We start from the raw sequence: 18,911 nt of genomic DNA, 5'->3' as shown, positions 1-18,911 counted from the left end.
GAGGGGGCTGATGGGGTAAAACGGTATTCATTTAAATGAGATGGCGATTAATATTCTTGAACACAAGTAATAGGCAATTTATGAGAGCTACCCATTTGATTACTAACTGCGCCAACGGTACCACCTATCACATATTGGGAAAAGTTCCAATCACTAACCCAAAATATATCATCTACAATGATTTTTTTTGCTGTATCCCGTCCCCAGTTTTTACTTAATAAGTTGATATTTTTTATTGACATGACCTTATTGGGTGATTGACACATATTTAGCGCTTCTTTTGGTGTTCCTTTTCCATTGTGGGTATACCATGACTCTAAGGTGAAGGTATAGACCATATCTTTGATATTATTGTCTTTAGCTTTTCCGGTGATGGTGACTTTTGCTTTGGAACTGTCTTCCGGTTGTTTATTCAATGTCACAATACCCTTGCTATCAATAGATAACCAATTTTGGTTAACCTTCCAATTATAGTCCGAAGCCGTACCTAATGAAGGATTGATTTTAAATTGTGTTCCAGCAAATCCGGTATGAGGAAATTGCTCATCGATAGCATAGGTTTTCTCAACCCCTAGTCGTGTAATTGACATTTCACCATAATTGATAATTTGAACAGACTGGTTGTTACCATTATAACCAATTGAGCTGTTGTCTAATGTGATTTTGACAATCCCTTTAGTGCCATTGTTATTAAAGTCAGCCCTATACTTTCCTGGATCAATTTCGTTCATTGCCTGTGGTTGGTTCCAATGATTAGAGCGTAACATTGGTTTTTTCCCCGTAATTGTGTTGCCATTACTGTCTTTAAGTATTAGCCATATTATGGCGTTTTTATATTGGGTGTTTGTGTTATCCGTATTTGGATAGAACTCACTTTTTCCTGAGCCAAATACAGGCGCTCCAGTTTCAACAGTAATTGTTTTTTGCAGGCTATTAGCTTTACCAACACTTGCTAATATTGTGTACTTTCCAGATTTCGCAAGATTGAGTATTCCTATATATTGATGAGTGAAAGTGTCTTTTTTGATATCCAATCTAACTTGTAATAAAGAGTTATTTGTATCAAATAATTTAATATCGGAGGTATCAACAAATACATCGTTACCATAAGTATCCTTAATTTTTAAATTAAAATTAGCATTTTCACCAATTTTTATTGTATTTTTATTAAGCGTTAATTCAATGGTTGCAATGTTTTTAACATCGGTAAATGGGGTAACAGATATCTGTATTGCTTCAGAAATAGTATTCACTTTTGCAGTCAGTTCATGTTGTGCTGCTTGAGTCAGTGCTACTGTTATAGTGTATTCCCCTTTTTTCAGTACATTTTCTTGCCATGCAGTTATTGGCACTGAACTTGATGTTTGAGTGTCCATTAAACTGATGTCTGTTGCTTTTAATTCAGTGACACCATTGCCATATTGGTCGGTTAACGTGAATGTTAATGTGAAGTTTTCCCCTGGCTTAGTGGTGTATTTGCCTGATTTATCAGCAGTTATTGACGGCATTATGCGGATGTCCGCCACATTTTTAATTCCTTTTGGATTTTCAATAGTGATTGAGACCGGTGAACTGTGTCCATTAACCTCAGCTTCTAGTGAATGTACGCCAGCTTTCGTCAGTGGTAAGCTTGATGTGTAGTGACCTTCTTTACCTTCAGTCCAGTTGATTGGTGTTGGTATGCTTGCAAGTTTTAGTGTGATATCGGAAGTATCAACAGCCACAACGCCATTACCGAACTTATCTTTCAGGTTGAGTTGAAGATTGGCGTTAGTACCAAATTCTAGTACTGCAGGTACACTTAGCTCAACTTTCGTGACATTTTTGGCACCTTCTAGTGGCTTCACGTCAATTTCGATATTTTTTACCTGTTTATTTATCTCAACCGATAAAGTGTGTTGTTTAACCTTCTCTAACGTGATTTGAGCGGTATAGACACTATCGTGTAATGGTGTTTTCACCCACGATGCCTTAGTGGTAATAGTGCTATCTGTATTCTTAAACTGAATATCTTTAGGTGCAACATCTGCCACTTCATTGCCATAGTTATCAAGCAAGGTGAGAGTTAATGTGGTGCTTTCACCTGCATTCATTGATGTTTTCGCGCTAGTTAATTTAATCTCATTAACATTGCTAGTACCTCTCAATGCACTCACCGTAATTTCTTTTGCATTAACATTCTTGTTATTAACCGTTGCAGTTAATGTGTGTTTACCCACTTTAGTTAATGGTAAAGTGGCTTTATACACGCCTGCCGATTCCATATTCCAAGCAATACTGCGGCTATCGATAGGTTCTGAGGTATGGCTATCTTTTAACGCAATATCAACTCCAGTAACACCTGTGACTAAGTTGCCATATTGGTCTTTCAGTTCTAAAGTTAATCCAACTTTTTTACCTGCATCAAGCGTATTGCTATTTGTGGAAAGTGTTGCGGCTTTCACCACATCTTTTCCGCTTGGGTAGGTGGCTTCTACGGTTTGAATGCGGCTTGGTTGGTTATTGACTGTGGCTTTAAACTGGTAATTACCGACAGTTTCTAACTGTTGTTTGGTGGTATAGATGCCATCTTGCTTAGTTGCCCATGTAGCTTTGATAGCTTTACCATTATTGATGAGCTGAATATCACTTGCATCGATATTAATAACACCGTTGTCAACGCTATCAGTTAAAGCTAATGTCAATAGCACTTCTTTGCCTGCCTCAATGGTACCTTCATTGGTTTCAAGTGTGGTTTTATGGACCTTACTTGCACCTTTGGCAGGGGTAACCGTTAACTCAAATTTATCGCTGAGTATTTTATCTGCCGCCACTTGAATCGATTGTTTACGCAGTTTATTCATGGTGAGTTCTTGAGTGTATAGTCCACCACTAAGTTCTTTCCATATGGAGGCCGATTGCAAGTCAGTCAATAACGTCAAGTTCGACGATGCCCCAGTCAGTTTGTTACCAAACTTATCTTTTAGACTTACTGTTAGGGTGACTTTCTCCGCTGAATTTACTGTGTTGCTTTTTGCACTATGAGTGATAGATAGGGTGTCTAATGAACCACGTAAACCATCTTTATCATAAGAGCCAATAGGAATTTCTGTTGGTGCGTTGACTTTCCAATCGACTGTTTCTGACTGGCCGTTGACTTCGACGATGATTTTATAGTTACTCATTGTGGCTGGAGGGAGCGGAGCGACATATCTATTTATATTGTTTTTTTCCATAAATATAATGTCTTGTTTTTTACCACCAATTGTTACAGTTATATCGCCACTGCTGATATTTTTAACTGGGTTGTTATAAGCGTCAGTTAAGCTAATGGATAGTGATGATGATTGTCCTGCATCGCTGTTGGCTATCGGTGAAATGGTGATTGTTTTCACAGCATTTTTACCCATAGGTGAATTGGCCGTGACAGTGGTCATATCTTTAACCTGACCAATACTCGCCGTGAGTTTGTGATCTCCAACTTCACTGAGTGTGATAGTGGTGGTATAGAGGCCTAAACTATGGACATCTTCATTCCAAGTTGTTGAAATTTCGTTATTACCATTGCTAAGAATAATAGTTTTGTTGTCGATATTGATAACAGGATTATCACTAATATCAGTTACTTTAAAGGTTAGAATAACGTCATCACCTGCGGTGATAGTTTTTAGGCTGGTCGTTAATTTCGCACTGTGTGCATTGTCTTTACCTGCCGATGGTTTCGCATTAATTAATATATTACTGCTTGGTATTAGATTTACAGTGGCTCTCAATGAGTGCATGCCATTCATTGTGATGATGGTCGAGGCGGTGTAAATACCGTTTCCTTTTGATGTCCAGACTAAACCTGTGAGGTTTTTCTTAGTATGCGAATCATTAATGACGATATCATTCGCATTAACTCCTTCAACGCCATTACCCCATTGGTCGGTTAATGTGAGTGTCAGTTCCGTTTTATTTCCCACTATCAGTTGATTGGTACTGGTTTTGAGCTCGACAGTTTTAACATGGGTTGGACCTACTGGTGCGCTGACATTAATCTCCAGTAGTGTATTTGCTCGGTTGTTAACTCGACTTACAAAGGTGTTTTTCCCTTGTTGATGCAATGGGAGCGTGGTGGTGTAAATACCCGTACCTTTATCTAACCAAGTTAGTTTAGAAACAAGAGTATTGTTATGCTCTAATTGAATGTCGTTGGTTTGTACCTTTTCAACACCATTGCCATAGCTGTCAGTCAGTGTTAATCGTAGTTCGACTGAATCATTCACAGATAATTTACTGTTAAGAATGTCTAATTTCACGTTTTGAACGGCAGATTGGCCTTCTGGTGAGCCAACATTAATGTTTTCTTCTTTATTAACACTATTGACTGTCACTGTTAGCGTGTCTTTACCCCGTTTTTTCAATAATAGCTCGGTGGTGTAAGTGCCATCTGCATTGTCTTTCCACACGACGGAACCGGTTTGTTTATGATTGATTACAATACTTGTGCTCTCAATTCCCCTTAAGGTATTGTCAAAATAGTCCTTTAAGGTAACGGTGAGCTTTAATTTATCACTCGTTTTAAGATTAGCCGTTGGGGTAGCTGTGAATAACATTTTCGCCACCACACCACGTTTATTTTGATCGCCGCTACCATTACCATTGATTGCAACTAGGGTGCTCGGTTTTTTGACAGTCCATGGCTTAGCGACTGAATCGCGATTATTGGCGGAGACAACAAGGTCGTATTTACCATGTTGTTGACCTGGTAGTGTGCCAATATAGTTACCATTAGGTTGTAGAGAAACGGGAATTATCAATGTGTTGTTATTACCGACTTTAACTGTTACCTCTTTGATACCTTCGATAGGGTGGCCATTTGAGTCTGCTAGTGAGACCGCTAATGTGCTTTCTGCCCCTGCTATAGGTTCGAGTATAGCGAGGATCTTAATTTGAGTAACTTTGCTGTTGCCTACGGCCTTTTCAACTAGGATACGGAGAGTTTGACTATTGATGTTATTGGCAGTAGCAATTAACTCATCGTTACCAAGCGTATCTAACAGGAAACTCGCGGTATAAGTACCATCTTGTTTATCAAGCCAAGTCACTTTACTTGTTTGGTGATGAGATAGGGTGCCTTTATTGAGCGCAACGCCTTGTAACTTATTATCAAATGCATCTTTTAAGGTGACCGTCAGGCTTATAGTATCACCCGATTTGAAGTCTTTATTTGGTGAAACGGCAAGTTCAACCGTTTTAACAACACCAGAAGTATCTTGAGCACCGGAGCCATCGGTTTGAGTTGCCTTGATGGTTGATGGTGAGTTTACTATCCACTTTTGTTGCTCTGTGTGGCTATTAGCAGTGACTTTAACGTTGTAACTTCCTGTTTTACTTGCTGGTAACGTCGCGGTGTAAGTGCCTTTGGTGCTAGTTTCAGTGAACTTGATGTCTGCTAATATGTCGTTGATAGTGATTTTAATGTCATTAGCTATCTGAGCGACACCAAGTTGATTGGCGTCTTGCATTTTTACTGTGATGACACCTGTTTTGCCTGCCGCAGAAGCGGTAATCGAGCCAACGATAACTTTATTCACTTGAGTGATTAGGTTGGCATTTGCCACAGTAATAGTGATTGGCGCACTCTCTTTTGAGTTAACGGTGGCTTTTAAGTTATCACTTCCGAACACTCTTAACGGTAATGTAGCGGTATAGCTGCCGTTATTGTTGTCAGTCCATGTCACCGTATTACCTTGTTTTTGTTGCAATATGATACTGGCGCTACTGACACCTTTAAGTGGATTACTAAACTTATCTTTTAAGGTGATGGTCAGTTGCAGATTGTCACCTGATTTAAAATCAGTGCTTGGTTTTGTGCTGAATGTAACACTGTCTACCACACCACGAGCTCCTGATGTACCAGCACCATTTGACGTTGCGGTTACTGTATCTGGAGCTATAACTTGTAGTGTTTCTGGTTTTGATGATTGGCTATTTGCAGTGATAACAATATTGTGTGAACCACTTTGCTGACCTAACAATGTTCCGATATAACTACCATTTGCTTGTTGGGTAACGGCAATTTTTAAGGGTTGTTGCTGACCGATTTTAACATCGACGTGTGTGATGCCAGTGACTGGGTGACCATTTTTATCCGTCAGGGATACCGTGAAGGTGCTTTCGGCGCCGGCTGCTACTGGTGCGATGTTAATGATGTCAACGTTATTGATAGTCATACTATCTGATTGTGTTGTTATTTCAATTTGGATAGCTTGGCTTGGTATTTTATTTACTGTCGCCACTAGGCTGTCTTTACCTAGATTTTTTAACGCTAAATTAGCTGTATAAGTACCATCTTGTTTATCTACCCAAGTCACCTTATTTTTTTGGTTATGGGCAAGTGTGATTTTATCGAGCGCGATACCCGTTAGCGTATTGCTAAATGCATCTTTTAAGGTGACTGTCAGGCTTATAGTATCACCCGATTTGAAGTCTTTATTTGGTGAAACGGCAAGTTCAACCGTTTTAATAACACCAGAAGTATCTTGAGCGCCAGAGCCATCAGCTTGAGTTGCCTTGATGGCTGAAGGTGAGTTTACTATCCACTTTTGTTGCTCTGTGTGGCTATTAGCAGTGACTTTAACGTTGTAACTTCCTGTTTTACTTGCTGGTAACGTCGCGGTGTAAGTGCCTTTGGTGCTAGTTTCAGCGAACTTGATGTCTGCTAATATGTCGTTGATAGTGATTTTAATGTCATTAGCTATCTGGGCGACACCAAGTTGATTGGCGTCTTGCATTTTTACCGTAAGGGCACCTGTTTTACCTGCCGCAGAAGCGGTAATCGAGCCAATGATAACTTTATCCACTTGAGTGATTAGGTTGGCATTTGCCACAGTAATAGTGACTGGCACACTCTCTTTTGAGTTAACGGTGGCTTTTAAGTTATCACTTCCCAACACTCTTAACGGTAATGTAGCGGTATAGCTGCCGTTATTGTTGTCAGTCCATGTCACCGTATTACCTTGTTTTTGTTGCAATATGATACTGGCGCTACTGACACCTTTAAGTGGATTACTAAACTTATCTTTTAAGGTGATGGTTAGTTGCAGATTGTCACCTGATTTAAAATCAGTGCTTGGTTTTGTGCTGAGTGTAACACTGTCTACCACACCACGAGCTCCTGATGTACCAGCACCATTTGACGTTGCGGTTACTGTATCTGGAGCTATAACTTGTAGTGTTTCTGGTTTTGATGATTGGCTATTTGCAGTGATAACAATATTGTGTGAACCACTTTGCTGACCTAACAATGTTCCGATATAACTACCATTTGCTTGTTGGGTAACGGCAATTTTTAAGGGTTGTTGCTGACCGATTTTAACATCTACGTGTGTGATGCCAGTGACTGGGTGACCATTTTTATCCGTCAGGGATACCGTGAAGGTGCTTTCGGCGCCGGCTGCTGCTGGTACGATGTTATTGATATCAATTTTATGGATAGCATTACTGCCTAACTGTGGCTTGACATCAATAATAATCGTTGGGCTTTGTATCTTATTTGCGGTGATAAATAAATGGTCTTGTCCCAATTGCATTAAGGCTAAGTTGGCCGTATAAGTTCCATCTTTTTGTGTTACCCAAGTGACTTTACCTGTTTGCTTATGGGTAAGTGATTGCGCTAAATCGACGCCAGTTAGTGAGTTATCAAAAGCATCTTTTAACGTAGCCGTTAGCTTTAACGTATCGCCAGACTTCAAGTCTTTGCTTGGTGAAACGGTGAGTATCGCGGTGTTGACCACACCACGAGAACCTTTTTTACCACTGTTATTGTTGGCTATAGCTGTTGGTGAGGTGACTGTTAAGGTTGATTCAGCAGATTTAACACCACCAACCGTGACGATGACTTTATGGTCTCCTGATTTTTGGCCAGAAAGGGTACCGGTATAGGTTCCTTTGTTGACGGTTTCAGTGATCTTAAGCAACTCTTCAGCACCATCGATAGAGGCTATTACGTTATTATCTATCCCTGTGATGGGTTGGTTGTTGTCATCAGTAAGTGCCAGTGTTATAGCACTGGTTTCACCAGCGGCTGGTGTAGTGATGCTGTTAATTTTAACTTGTTTGATTTGGGTGGTTCCGGTGGCATTACCGATATTAATAACAAGTGGAGAAGTTGTTATTTGGTTCACTTTTACCGTTAAATTGTCTTGGCCAATTTTTGTTAGTGGCAAAAGAGTGGTGTAGCTACCGTTGTGTTGGTCTGACCAAATAAGGTTGCCAGGTATTTTTTGCTGATGCTGTAACTGAATATTGGAACCATTGAGCCCTTCAAGAGGGTTATCAAAGGCATCTTTGAGTACCATAGATAACTGTAATGATTGGCCTGACTTGAGATTATTGGTCGATGAAGAGGTTAACTCGATGGTTTTAATGACACCACGTTGATTTTCTACACCACTACCATCCTTTTTATTAACGGAGATCGTTCTCGTCGCTTTTATTATCCAAATTTGTGATGCTGTTTTGTTATTGGTATTAACTTCAATGGTATATTTACCCGAATTTTTTGCTGGTAATTCAGCGGTATAACTACCTTTCTCAGTCAATGAATCCACTAAAGTAATTGCTGCTAATTTTCCATTGATCTTAATTGCAATCTTGCTAGAGATAGTTGTAACGGGATGCTGGTATAAATCGCTGACTTTTACCGTGATAGTTTGCTTTTCGCCCGCTTCGCTAGGGCTGATTGTATCAAGTACGATATTGCTGACTTTATTGAAATCAGTCGCATTATTAACTTCAATTTTGGTTATTGGTGTTTTATGGCCATTAATAGACGCAGATAAGTCATTCGAACCTATTTGCGCTAATGGTAAAGCGATAGTGTAAGAGCCATCACCATTGTCAGTCCATTTCAACGAACTTGTCTTATACCCATCGAGAATGATATTGCTTGTGTCGATAGCCGTTAACGGATTATTAAATGCATCAACTAAGGTTACCGTGATATCCAGTTTGTCACCTGATTGCAGGCGTGTGATATCACCTGTAGTCAGGGTAATGTTATTGATAACGCCACGTTCACCACTATTACCCGTTCCGCTTGAATTATTCGAGCTAATTGGGGCCGGTTTTTTCACCTCCAAAGTATCTTTAGCGGAGTTTTGTCCATTCACCGTGGCAGTAATTTTATGGTCACCTGCTTGTAGTGCTGGTAGCGTGACTTCATAAATACCCTGTTTCCCTTCTTTTGCTGGTAGGGTGTGTTTGGTGCCATCAATATCGACAGTGATTTCTTTTTCACCGACAATCGGATGACCATGTTTATCGGTTAATGTGACGGTTATCGTGCTGTTAGAGCCCGCGGCAGGTTGTTCTTTTTTCGTGATGACAACTTTGCTAACCTTGTCTTTCCCGTTGGCATAGTTAACTTGAATTGTCTTTGTAGGTGTTTTATTACCATTAATTGAAGCGATTAAATCTTTTGTGCCAACCTCGGTTAATGTGAGAGTTGTCGTGTAAGCCCCATCACCTTTATCGTTCCAGACTAACGTTCCGTTATATCCTTCAAGTTTGATGTTGTTGGTGTCGAGTTCCGTTAAACCGTTACCAAAGGCATCGATGATAGAGACAGTAATCTCTAACTTATCATCAGACTGTAGGTTAGCGGTATTGCCCGTCATTATGGTAATTTTATCAACAACCCCTTGTTCACCTTTGTTGCCAGTCCCTTTGGGGTTTTTCGGTTTAACTGGGGTGGGTTTTGCTACCACTAATGTATTTTCGATTGAATCTTTGCCATTAACTCTAGCGCTAATGTTGTGGTTACCCGCTTGAAGTGCTGGCAGAGTGATTTCATAAATACCGTCAGTTTTTTCCGTTGCGGCTAGTTTGTGCGGTTGTCCTCCAATATTAACGGTAATTTCCTTTTCACCGATCACTGGGTTGCCATATTTATCTGTCAGCTTGATGGTGAGATTACCCTCTGTACCGGCAGGCGGTGTTTTGATGGTAAGGATCTCGATTTTACTGACTTTATCTGTACCCGTCGCATTACCGACTTGAACTTGTACTATGGGTGTTTTATGACCATTAATGGAAGCGATTAAGCTATTACTGCCCGCTTCGGTTAACGTGATATTGGCTGAGTATGAACCATCACCTTTATCAACCCATGTGAGACTGCCTGCTTTGTGCCCATCTAGGGTGATATTGCTAGTATCAATATCTTTTAATGCATTACCAAATGCATCAGTTAACGTGACGATGACCTCAAGCTTATCCCCTGATTGCAGATGCGTAATATTGCCAGTGGTTATCGCAATTTTATCGATAACCCCTTTTTCACCTTTATGACCAGTACCGTTAGCGTTTTCCGATTTAATCGAGGTGGGTTGTGCGACTACCAATGTGTTTTTAGTTGAATCTTTGCCATTAACGCTAGCACTAATATTGTGGTCTCCCGCGAGCAGTGCTGGCAGTGTGACTTCATAAATACCGGGCTTACTTTCTTTCGCTGGCAGAGTGTGTTTGCTGCCATCAATATCAACAATAATCTCTTTTTCACCAACGACAGGGTGGCTATTTTTATCAGTTAATTCGACAATTAATGTGCTGCTTGAGCCCGCTGCGGGTTGTTCTGTGAGGGTTATTTTAACTTCGCTGACCTTATCTTTACCTGTTGCATTGTTGACATGGATTTGTACAGGAAGTGTTTTCTGGTTATTGATAGATGCGGTTAAGTCATTAATGCCTAGTTCGGTTAATGTGATAGTCGTTGTGTACTTACCATCGCCTTTATCAACCCATGTTAAGGTGTCGCCTTTATGATTACCAATATCTATCTTATTGGTATCTAAACCAACTAATCCGTTACCAAAGGTATCTGAAATAGAAACTGTGATGTCTAATAAATCACCTGAATGTAGATTGCTCGTATTGCCAGTTGTAATTTCTATTTTATCGACAACCCCTTGTTCACCTTTTTGCCCCGCACCGCTAGGGTCTTTAGGTTGAATAGGTTGCGGTTTGTCGACAATCAGTAGCTCTTTTGGTGACTCCTCACCGTTAATTGTGGCCGAAATACTATGGTTACCCGCATGCTGCCCACTAATAGTGGTTTCATAAATTCCTGGGGATTTTTCTGTCACAGGTAAGATGTGAGGCTTTCCATCAATATTGATAGTGATTTCTGTTTCGCCGACGACAGGGTTACCATTTTTATCGGTTAATTCGATGGTGATGGTGCTATCAGCTCCTGCGGTAGGTTTGGTGATATTTGTAATTTCGACTTTATCCACATTGGTTGTGCCTGTGGCATTTTCAACTTGGACTTGAGTTTGTGGGCTAGTAGTGCCATTGATTGAGGCGGTTAAATCTTTATTACCAACGTCGGTTAACGGTAAGGTGGTGGTGTATGAACCATCTTTATTATCCGTCCAATGTAGAGAATCCCCTTTGTGATCGCCAATATTGATATTATTGGTATCTAAACCAGATAAACCATTATCAAATGCATCGGTGATCGTCACCGTGAGCTCAAGCGTATCGCCTGATTGCAAACCATGGCTTTTATTTGGGGTAATAATGATGTTGTTAATAACACCTTGTTCACCTTTTGGACCTGTACCGTTAGGATTCGCCGGCGATATCGGTTTAGGCGGTTCAATGATCATGGTTTCTGATGGTGAGACTTGGCCGTCAACGGTTACAGTTACTGTTGGTTTCCCCATTTGTTGTCCCGGCAAGCTGCCGATATAAATTCCACTACCTGGATGGGTCTCGGTAATGATAACGGGTGTTTCTGTACCATCGATATTCACCATGACTGTGCCATCAGCTCCTGACACAGGGTTACCATGGGTATCCGTTAACGAAATGGTAATAGTACTATCATCCCCAGCAGCGGCTTGCGAGATATCCGTAATGACAACATGTGCTAATTGACCGAAGACAAAATTGACGGTTGCAATGACATTCTGCTCATTGAGGCTCGCTGTGATATTGGTTGACCCAGCAATCAGGGTGCTTACGTCAACTTCGGTGTTACCTTGTTCATCACTAGGATTAACTTGTGTCACCGTGGCATTTTTCGAGTCAAGATGCAGCATAACCCCTTTAATAGGATGGTTATTGTTATCGGTGATATGGAAGTTGATTTTATTTTTTGCTTTTCCATCGGCAACGGCGTTATCACTGATTATATTGAAAGCATTAATATGAGCTTGTTGGGTATCGGCGATAAAGACAAAAATAGACTCAATTGGCTTACCTTTGCCCGCTGTAGCTTGAATGCGATGCTCGCCTGTGACCAGAGAAGTGAACTGAATTGATGCTTCGCCTTTCATGTTAGTGACAATGTCATATTTTTGTTTAGTGGTTGATTTTGCCGCCTGCATTTTTTTGAATAGGTTGCTAAAAGCCATACTTGAAGAGGTGGCTTTTTGGGTCACTAATTTGAGTTCAGGGGGCAAAGTAAAAGTAACATTGGCATTTGGCGCTACATTACCAAGGGGATCTCTGGCAACGATAGTGAGGGTGTTAACATCCTGACCATTGGCTAACGTATTGCCTTTTTGAGTGATTTCGTTTTGACGAATAGATAACACGCCCGAATTGGTCACTTCAATCAGTGTTGTTGCTTGTGGTGAAATATTTCCTTTGGTGTCAGATGCGGTTACTGTGAGTCGATAGAGGTTGATTTTTTGCCTTTCTTGCTCAGTCATCGCGACTTTGTAGGAAGGCAATTTGACTTGTGTTGCGGCACCATTGAGGTTGATTTTTCCGCCTGCACTTAGAAATTCAGGGGCTTGTACCACAAGGTTATCTAAAGGATATTTGGTTGTTAATGCATTGATTATTGGTAACTCATCTCCAGATTGTCCTTGAATTTTTGCAGGCAATGAGAGGGATATGAGCGTTTTTTTCTGATATTCCAACACAATGTTATTATTGCGATTAACAAAATCATAGCGATTACCCATTAGGCGGCGTGAGTCACCCACTTTGGTCGGATCAAGCTGCTCAGCTAGGGTTTTACCCAATGCCCACGTAAATTGAACTTTGGCGCTAGTTTCACTTAATTTACCGCTGATTTTGTGCTCTGCGTTCAGGGTAACGAGTGAGAATGGGGTCCAGTTAACGCCAACAGTGGTGGCGAGTAGGTCTTTTTGGCGTTTATCTTTGCCAAATAGGGCGACATCATCGCCGAAATACTGCTCAAATTTCAGGTTTCCGCCAATATTAGGATAAGACGGTAACCAACCTTCGGCTTGTAGATCCCATCCATTGGCAGGACGTGCATTATAATCTTTATCTAATTCTGATGCGCTACGCCATGAAGACGTGCGCAAATAAGTATTGGCGCTCAGTTTTAAAAAGTCTTGTGCATATTCTGCGCCAAAACCTAAGCGTGAGTGATAGCGAGATAAATCATGGTCAAAAAAGGCATTGACGCCCATCATGCGCTCAGGAGTAAAGTGACGCACACCAATACCATTATTGGTTTGTAATCGGCCATCAGTGCGGTGAATGTTATGTTGGCTAAAGAGTAATAAATCCGGTTGGTCATACCAAGGGATTAACCAATCTAATTGGGTATTTTTAATGGACAGTTTTTTGTCTACGTCAACACTGAACTTGGCATTACCTGTTTTCGATAGCCAACGATTGATTTCGTTAGTTGCAGTATGTGTTACTTTATTGCGTGCATAATCTTGCGCCATATCGGCAAGGTCTTTAGTACTTTTTTTATCTGCAATAAAGTGTGCTGCACTCTGACTATATTCAGCGATAAATTGCTCAACTTTATGATCATCAGTAGGTGCTGAATCACTACCCAGTGTTGGTAGTTCATCGGGACTTAGCATTTTTGCATAGCTCGGTGTGATTGGTACAATCACCGAAGACCAAATTGCCGTAAATAGCACAAAGCCGTTTGAGAGCTTTTGTTTCAGTGTTGGCTTTTGTGTTGACGTAGCGGGGTTCATTCAATTCATTCCTAGTTTTAATATTAACGTGGCTATTGTGGAATGCTTATATAGGTAAGAGCTTGTGAATTAGTTTGACTTAAACAGAAGCCAAATTTTCAATAAGGAATAACGCGGAATTGACGACGTTTATTGATAAGCGTGAAAACGCGCAATAAAAATGCATTTGAAACAGATTTAATTCGTTTGGGAAAAGATATGACCTTAATAAAAACAATAAGATAATTAATGGATTTAAGTTTGAAAACGATGTAGGTATATGGTCTTAAATAACCATTAAAATGAATGATTTCATCGGTATGATAATCAATTTCGTCGGTGTTAGAAGAAACCTTGTATAAGTGAGTTTTGGATGAAAAAAAGCCCCAATGAAGGGGCTAAAGATTAAATAAGTTATGCCTATGTTATTAGTTTTACCGCGATTCAATTTTTTGGAATAGCGGGTTTAATAAACTCCACGGCGAGTATTTTTGGGGGGCAGTGAAAGGGGTATTCACTGAGGTTCCAGAAATAAAATTAACCTGAGCGGTTGTCGTACTGCCATTAACAGTTGCAATAATATCAATGGGACCTGAGACTAAGCTGCTGATTTCTATTTCTGTATTACCTTGTTCATCAGTCAATTTTGTTGGGAAAATAATGGCGTTTTTGGCTTCAAAATGTACGAATGCACCTTTGATAGCTTGCCTATTGTTATTTACGATATGAAACTTAACTTTATTTTTCGCTATACCATTGGCGACTGAATTATTTTGCAGTATTCGGGTACTGCTAATAAATGATTGCTCAATATCGGGCTTAAAGTTGAACATCTCTTCAATTTCTTCTCCATGGCTCGAGCTCGCTTTAATCATATAGTCCCCAGCGATGAGTGCAGTAAACTCAATAGATGCCTCCCCTTTACTATTTGCGACAATATTTTGCTTTTGTTCTGAGACGGATTTTGCTGCTTGGGTTTTCCACATGAAATGATTGAATAAAGAGCGATATTCATCATTTTTTTGGCTCACGGATTTGAGGCCATTTGGTAAGGTAAAAGTCACTTTGGCATTGGGAACAATGTGTCCAAGTGTATCTTTAATCACCACAGAGAGTGTATTGGCATCTTTTCCATTGGCTATTGCATTATTCTTTTTAAAAGCACTTTCATGACTGATAGAAAGGGCACCTGTATCGGTGACTTCTATTAGGGTTTCCGCTTTCGGTGAAACATTACCTTTGGTGTCATAAGCTGTTACTGTGAGGCGATAAAGATTATGTTTTTGATTCTCTAATTTATTGGCCGCGATTTTGTAAGAGGGTAATTTTATTGAGCTCGTGGTGCCATTAAGTGTCAGAACCCCGCCCGCTGCAATTAATTCAGGAGCTTCTATGATGATTTTCTCAAGGGGATATTCGGTCGTTAAATTTCGAATAATAGGGAGTTCTTGCCCAGTTACACCTTGAATAATTTTGGGCAAGGACAATGAAATCAGCGTGTTCTTTTGGTATTCCAAAACAATGTTGTTATTACGGTTAACAAAATCATAGCGGCTATTGGAGATATGACGGGTGGCCGCAACTGCTGAGGTATCAAGATGCTGTGCTAGGCTCTTGCCTAATAACCAAGTGAATGCAATTTTTGCATGTGTTTCATTTTTACCTCCATTTCCCATGCGATGCTCCGTATTGAGCTCAAGCAGCGGGAAGGGTGACCAGTTGATTCCGACGGTGGCGGCTATTGGATTTTTTTGGCGTTCATCTTTGCCAAATAAAGCCACATCATCGCCGTAATACTGTTCTAGTTTTAAGTTAGCGCCGAGATTTGGATAACTGGGCAACCAACCTTCGGCTTGTAGATCCCAACCGTTGGCAGGGCGGGCATTATAATCGTATTCTAATTCAGATGCACTGCGCCAAGAAGATAACCTTAAATAGCTATTTGCACTAATTTTGAGGTAATCCTGTGCATATTCTGCACCGAATCCTAAGCGTGAATGGTAATGGGATAAGTCATGATCAAAAAAGGCATTCAACCCCATCATACTATCTTGATTAAAGCGACGTAAACCAATGCCGTTATTCATCTGTACTCGGCCATCGGTGCGATGAATACTATGTTGGGTAAAGAGTAGTAAATCTGGTTTATCATACCAAGGGACTAACCAATCTAGCTGAGAGTTTTTAATGGATAGTTTTTTATCAAGGTTAATACTGAGTTTGGCGTTGCCTGCTTTAGATAGCCAATGGGTAATTTCATCAGTGGCAGCATTGGCAGCTTGATTGCGTACGTACTCTTGGGCCATTTCAGCTAAGTTTTTGGTGTTTTTTTCTTCAGCGGAAAAATTTGCTGCATTTTGGCCATATTCAGCTAAAAAACGTTCAGTGCTATCTTCAGGCTGAATCTCTTCGAATTGAATTGCATCGCTACCTAATGTAGGCAGATCTTCTAAATTGAGCATTTTGGCATAGCTCGGCATGGCTGGCACAATAGCAGCAGACCAGATAGCGGTAAATAATACAAAGCTATTTGATAGTTTTAATTTCAATGTTGACGAAGAGGGGCCCATCGGATTTATTCCTGATATCAATATTAACATTGCTATTGTTGAATATTTATATAGGTAAGAGCTTGGGAATTAGTTGGACTAATTGAGAAGGGAAATTGAAACTTTGGAATAGTTCAGAATTGGCAACTTTAATTAACAACAGTAACATATTAAATATAAAGCGGATAAAATAGACAGATTATTCATTGGAATAAATCTTACTCAAATAAAAACAATGCGTTAAAGAAGGAAATTATGGAATTAACTTTTTTAGGAACCAGTGCCGGAGTACCGACAAAGCAGCGTAATGTCACTAGTATGATATTAAATTTAGTCGGTATTCGAAAAAGTTATTGGCTGCTTGATTGCGGCGAAGGTACGCAACACCAAATATTGAATAGTGAGTTTAAAATACCCAGAATTGATAAAATTTTTATTACTCATTTACATGGAGACCATATTTTTGGTCTACCCGGTTTATTATGTAGTCGCTCAATGAGTGGCTCAACTGACCCATTAACCTTATATGGCCCAAAAGGGCTGAAGCAATATATTGAGACGGCACTTTTGATTAGTGCATCTTATCTCACCTATCCATTGGATATTGTAGAGATTACAGCTGGACAATTATTTGATGATGGTGAATTGATTGTTACGGCATATTCTTTAGATCATCGTGTGGAGTGTTATGGATATCGTATCGAAGAACATCCTAAAAATGGCATGCTAAATGCGATAAAACTGGCTAATGATGGTATTCCTCGAGGTCCGTGGATGCAGGCGCTTAAAGCCGGAGAAACCATTACTTTGGACGATGGCCGAGTGATTAATGGCGCTGATTACCTTGGCGACCCGATAGCCGGCAAAGTGATTGCTATCTTCGGTGATACTGAACCAACAGCGCAGGCAGTATTATTAGCGAAAGATGCTGATGTGATGGTGCACGAAACTACACTTGAATCTGCATTTGAAGCCAAAGCTAATGAACGGGGGCACTCGACAACTTGCCAAGCAGCCCAGCTAGCACGAGATGCAGGGGCTAAACGTTTCATCGCCACCCATATCAGTGGTCGATACAGTGAAAAAGATATTCCTATGCTGTTAGCCGAATGTCAGGCTATTTTCCCCGCGACAGAAATCGCAGTGGATTATTTAACCGTGAAAATTTGACATTTTTTTCTGCAGAATTGAGAGGATGTCAATGTGAGCTTTTTGTTATTAGTCATAGGGTATGTATTGGTTTTGATCGCTGCTCATTAAATCAATTAATTTATGATTAACAAAAAGTTTTTCTCTTCCTGATTGAATTTCATTTAATACATTAATATCGCAAAGTTTTTTTAAGTAATCAGATGCGGTTTGTCTTTTTGCTATATTTTTATCAACTAAGTTTTTTATTCGGCAATAAGGTTGTTCGAAAATACACTGTAGTAATTCATAACTGTAGATATCATTATGTGTATTTCTAATATGCAAAGCGGTGTGATCCATTAATGTGCGAATTGTATTTATTTTATCAACTGTCCACCTTGATGTGTGCTCAACAGCAGATAGGATATATAAAACCCAAGACTCCCAATCTTGCTCTTTAGTGACGTTCAATAGGTGAGAGTAATAGTCGTTTCTATTTTTAATGATGTAACGACTTAAATAGAGGATAGGTAAGGTTATTAATTTTTTCTCGATTAAAAAGAGTATGTTTATAACTCTTCCTGTACGGCCGTTACCGTCGGTAAAAGGGTGAATTGCTTCAAATTGATAATGGGTAATCGCGAGCTTTACTAAAGGGTCTAAATCATCCTCTTGGTGGATAAACTTTTCCCAATTAGTGAGAAGCTCGATAATTATTTGTTCACCTAGTGGTGGTGTATAAATAACTTCTCCCGTTACTTGATTTTTTAATGCTGTTCCCGGTAATTTTCTGATATCCATTCGTGTATTTTTAATCGTATTACAGACCGTTAGGGCTGTATTTGCGCACAATGGTCTATTTTTTAAATCTGTATAACCTTCGTATAGCGCAGTTCTATAGCGAAGCGCTTCTTTAGTCATTGGGTCTGCATGACTATCTTCATTGACATACTGAAAAAGTTTATCGGTAGTTGTCACGATATTTTCAATTTCGGAGCTGTCTTTAGCCTCAAGGATGGGAATGAGATTAATGAGTAAATTTTGATTGGGTAATAATTCACCAGCTTGTCTAAGACCTTCAAGCGCGGTTCTTGCTTGTATGCATGCTTTTAATACTTTTTTTGTTTCAATAGCTTGGTAAGGGGGTAATAAGGGGAGGTTATTATAGGGTTGTGCAGGATTCCACATAATATATTTCTCAATCATTTTATATAAACAGTATGAAGTTGAATTTACCACTTTATATTTAACGTGTCGAAAAATATCCTAAAAATGTACATAATTGAAAGATATGTTGATTGTA

Annotated in this window: 4 protein-coding genes; 1 reads left to right on the top strand and 3 read right to left on the bottom strand. The window is 39.8% G+C overall.

Annotation, left to right across the window (positions count from 1 at the left end; all coding sequences use genetic code 11):
* Positions 1-47: 47 nt before the first annotated feature.
* Both AAZR93_RS19720 and AAZR93_RS19715 read right to left on the bottom strand, forming a co-directional pair.
* The gene (locus AAZR93_RS19720) at positions 48-13,949 is read right to left on the bottom strand and encodes an invasin domain 3-containing protein (RefSeq protein ID WP_434720816.1); all 13,902 of its coding nucleotides are present in this window, start codon (positions 13,947-13,949) and stop codon (positions 48-50) included.
* Positions 13,950-14,362: 413 nt separating this feature from the next.
* Positions 14,363-16,498: an inverse autotransporter beta domain-containing protein gene (locus AAZR93_RS19715; protein ID WP_434720815.1), complete on the bottom strand. Its 2,136-nt coding sequence runs from the start codon at positions 16,496-16,498 to the stop codon at positions 14,363-14,365.
* Positions 16,499-16,732: 234 nt separating this feature from the next.
* Here AAZR93_RS19715 and rnz point away from each other — a divergent pair, with 234 nt between their 5' ends.
* On the top strand, positions 16,733-17,647 hold the full coding sequence (rnz, locus tag AAZR93_RS19710) for a ribonuclease Z (protein ID WP_434720814.1): 915 nt from the start codon (positions 16,733-16,735) through the stop codon (positions 17,645-17,647).
* Positions 17,648-17,695: 48 nt separating this feature from the next.
* Here rnz and fic read toward each other — a convergent pair whose 3' ends face one another.
* Positions 17,696-18,799, bottom strand: a complete 1,104-nt coding sequence (fic, locus tag AAZR93_RS19705; protein ID WP_434720863.1) for a protein adenylyltransferase Fic — start codon at positions 18,797-18,799, stop codon at positions 17,696-17,698.
* Positions 18,800-18,911 lie beyond the last annotated feature (112 nt).

Source organism: Providencia sp. Je.9.19 (assembly GCF_051129765.1).
Lineage (GTDB): Bacteria > Pseudomonadota > Gammaproteobacteria > Enterobacterales > Enterobacteriaceae > Providencia.
This window is presented reverse-complemented; position numbering and strand designations above follow the sequence as displayed.

Coding starts and splice junctions, on each gene's coding strand:
- rnz (WP_434720814.1), top strand. CDS start 16,733: ATGGAATTAACTTTTTTAGGAACCAGTGCCGGAGTACCGACAAAGCAG.
- AAZR93_RS19720 (WP_434720816.1), bottom strand. CDS start 13,949: ATGAACCCCGCTACGTCAACACAAAAGCCAACACTGAAACAAAAGCTC.
- AAZR93_RS19715 (WP_434720815.1), bottom strand. CDS start 16,498: ATGGGCCCCTCTTCGTCAACATTGAAATTAAAACTATCAAATAGCTTT.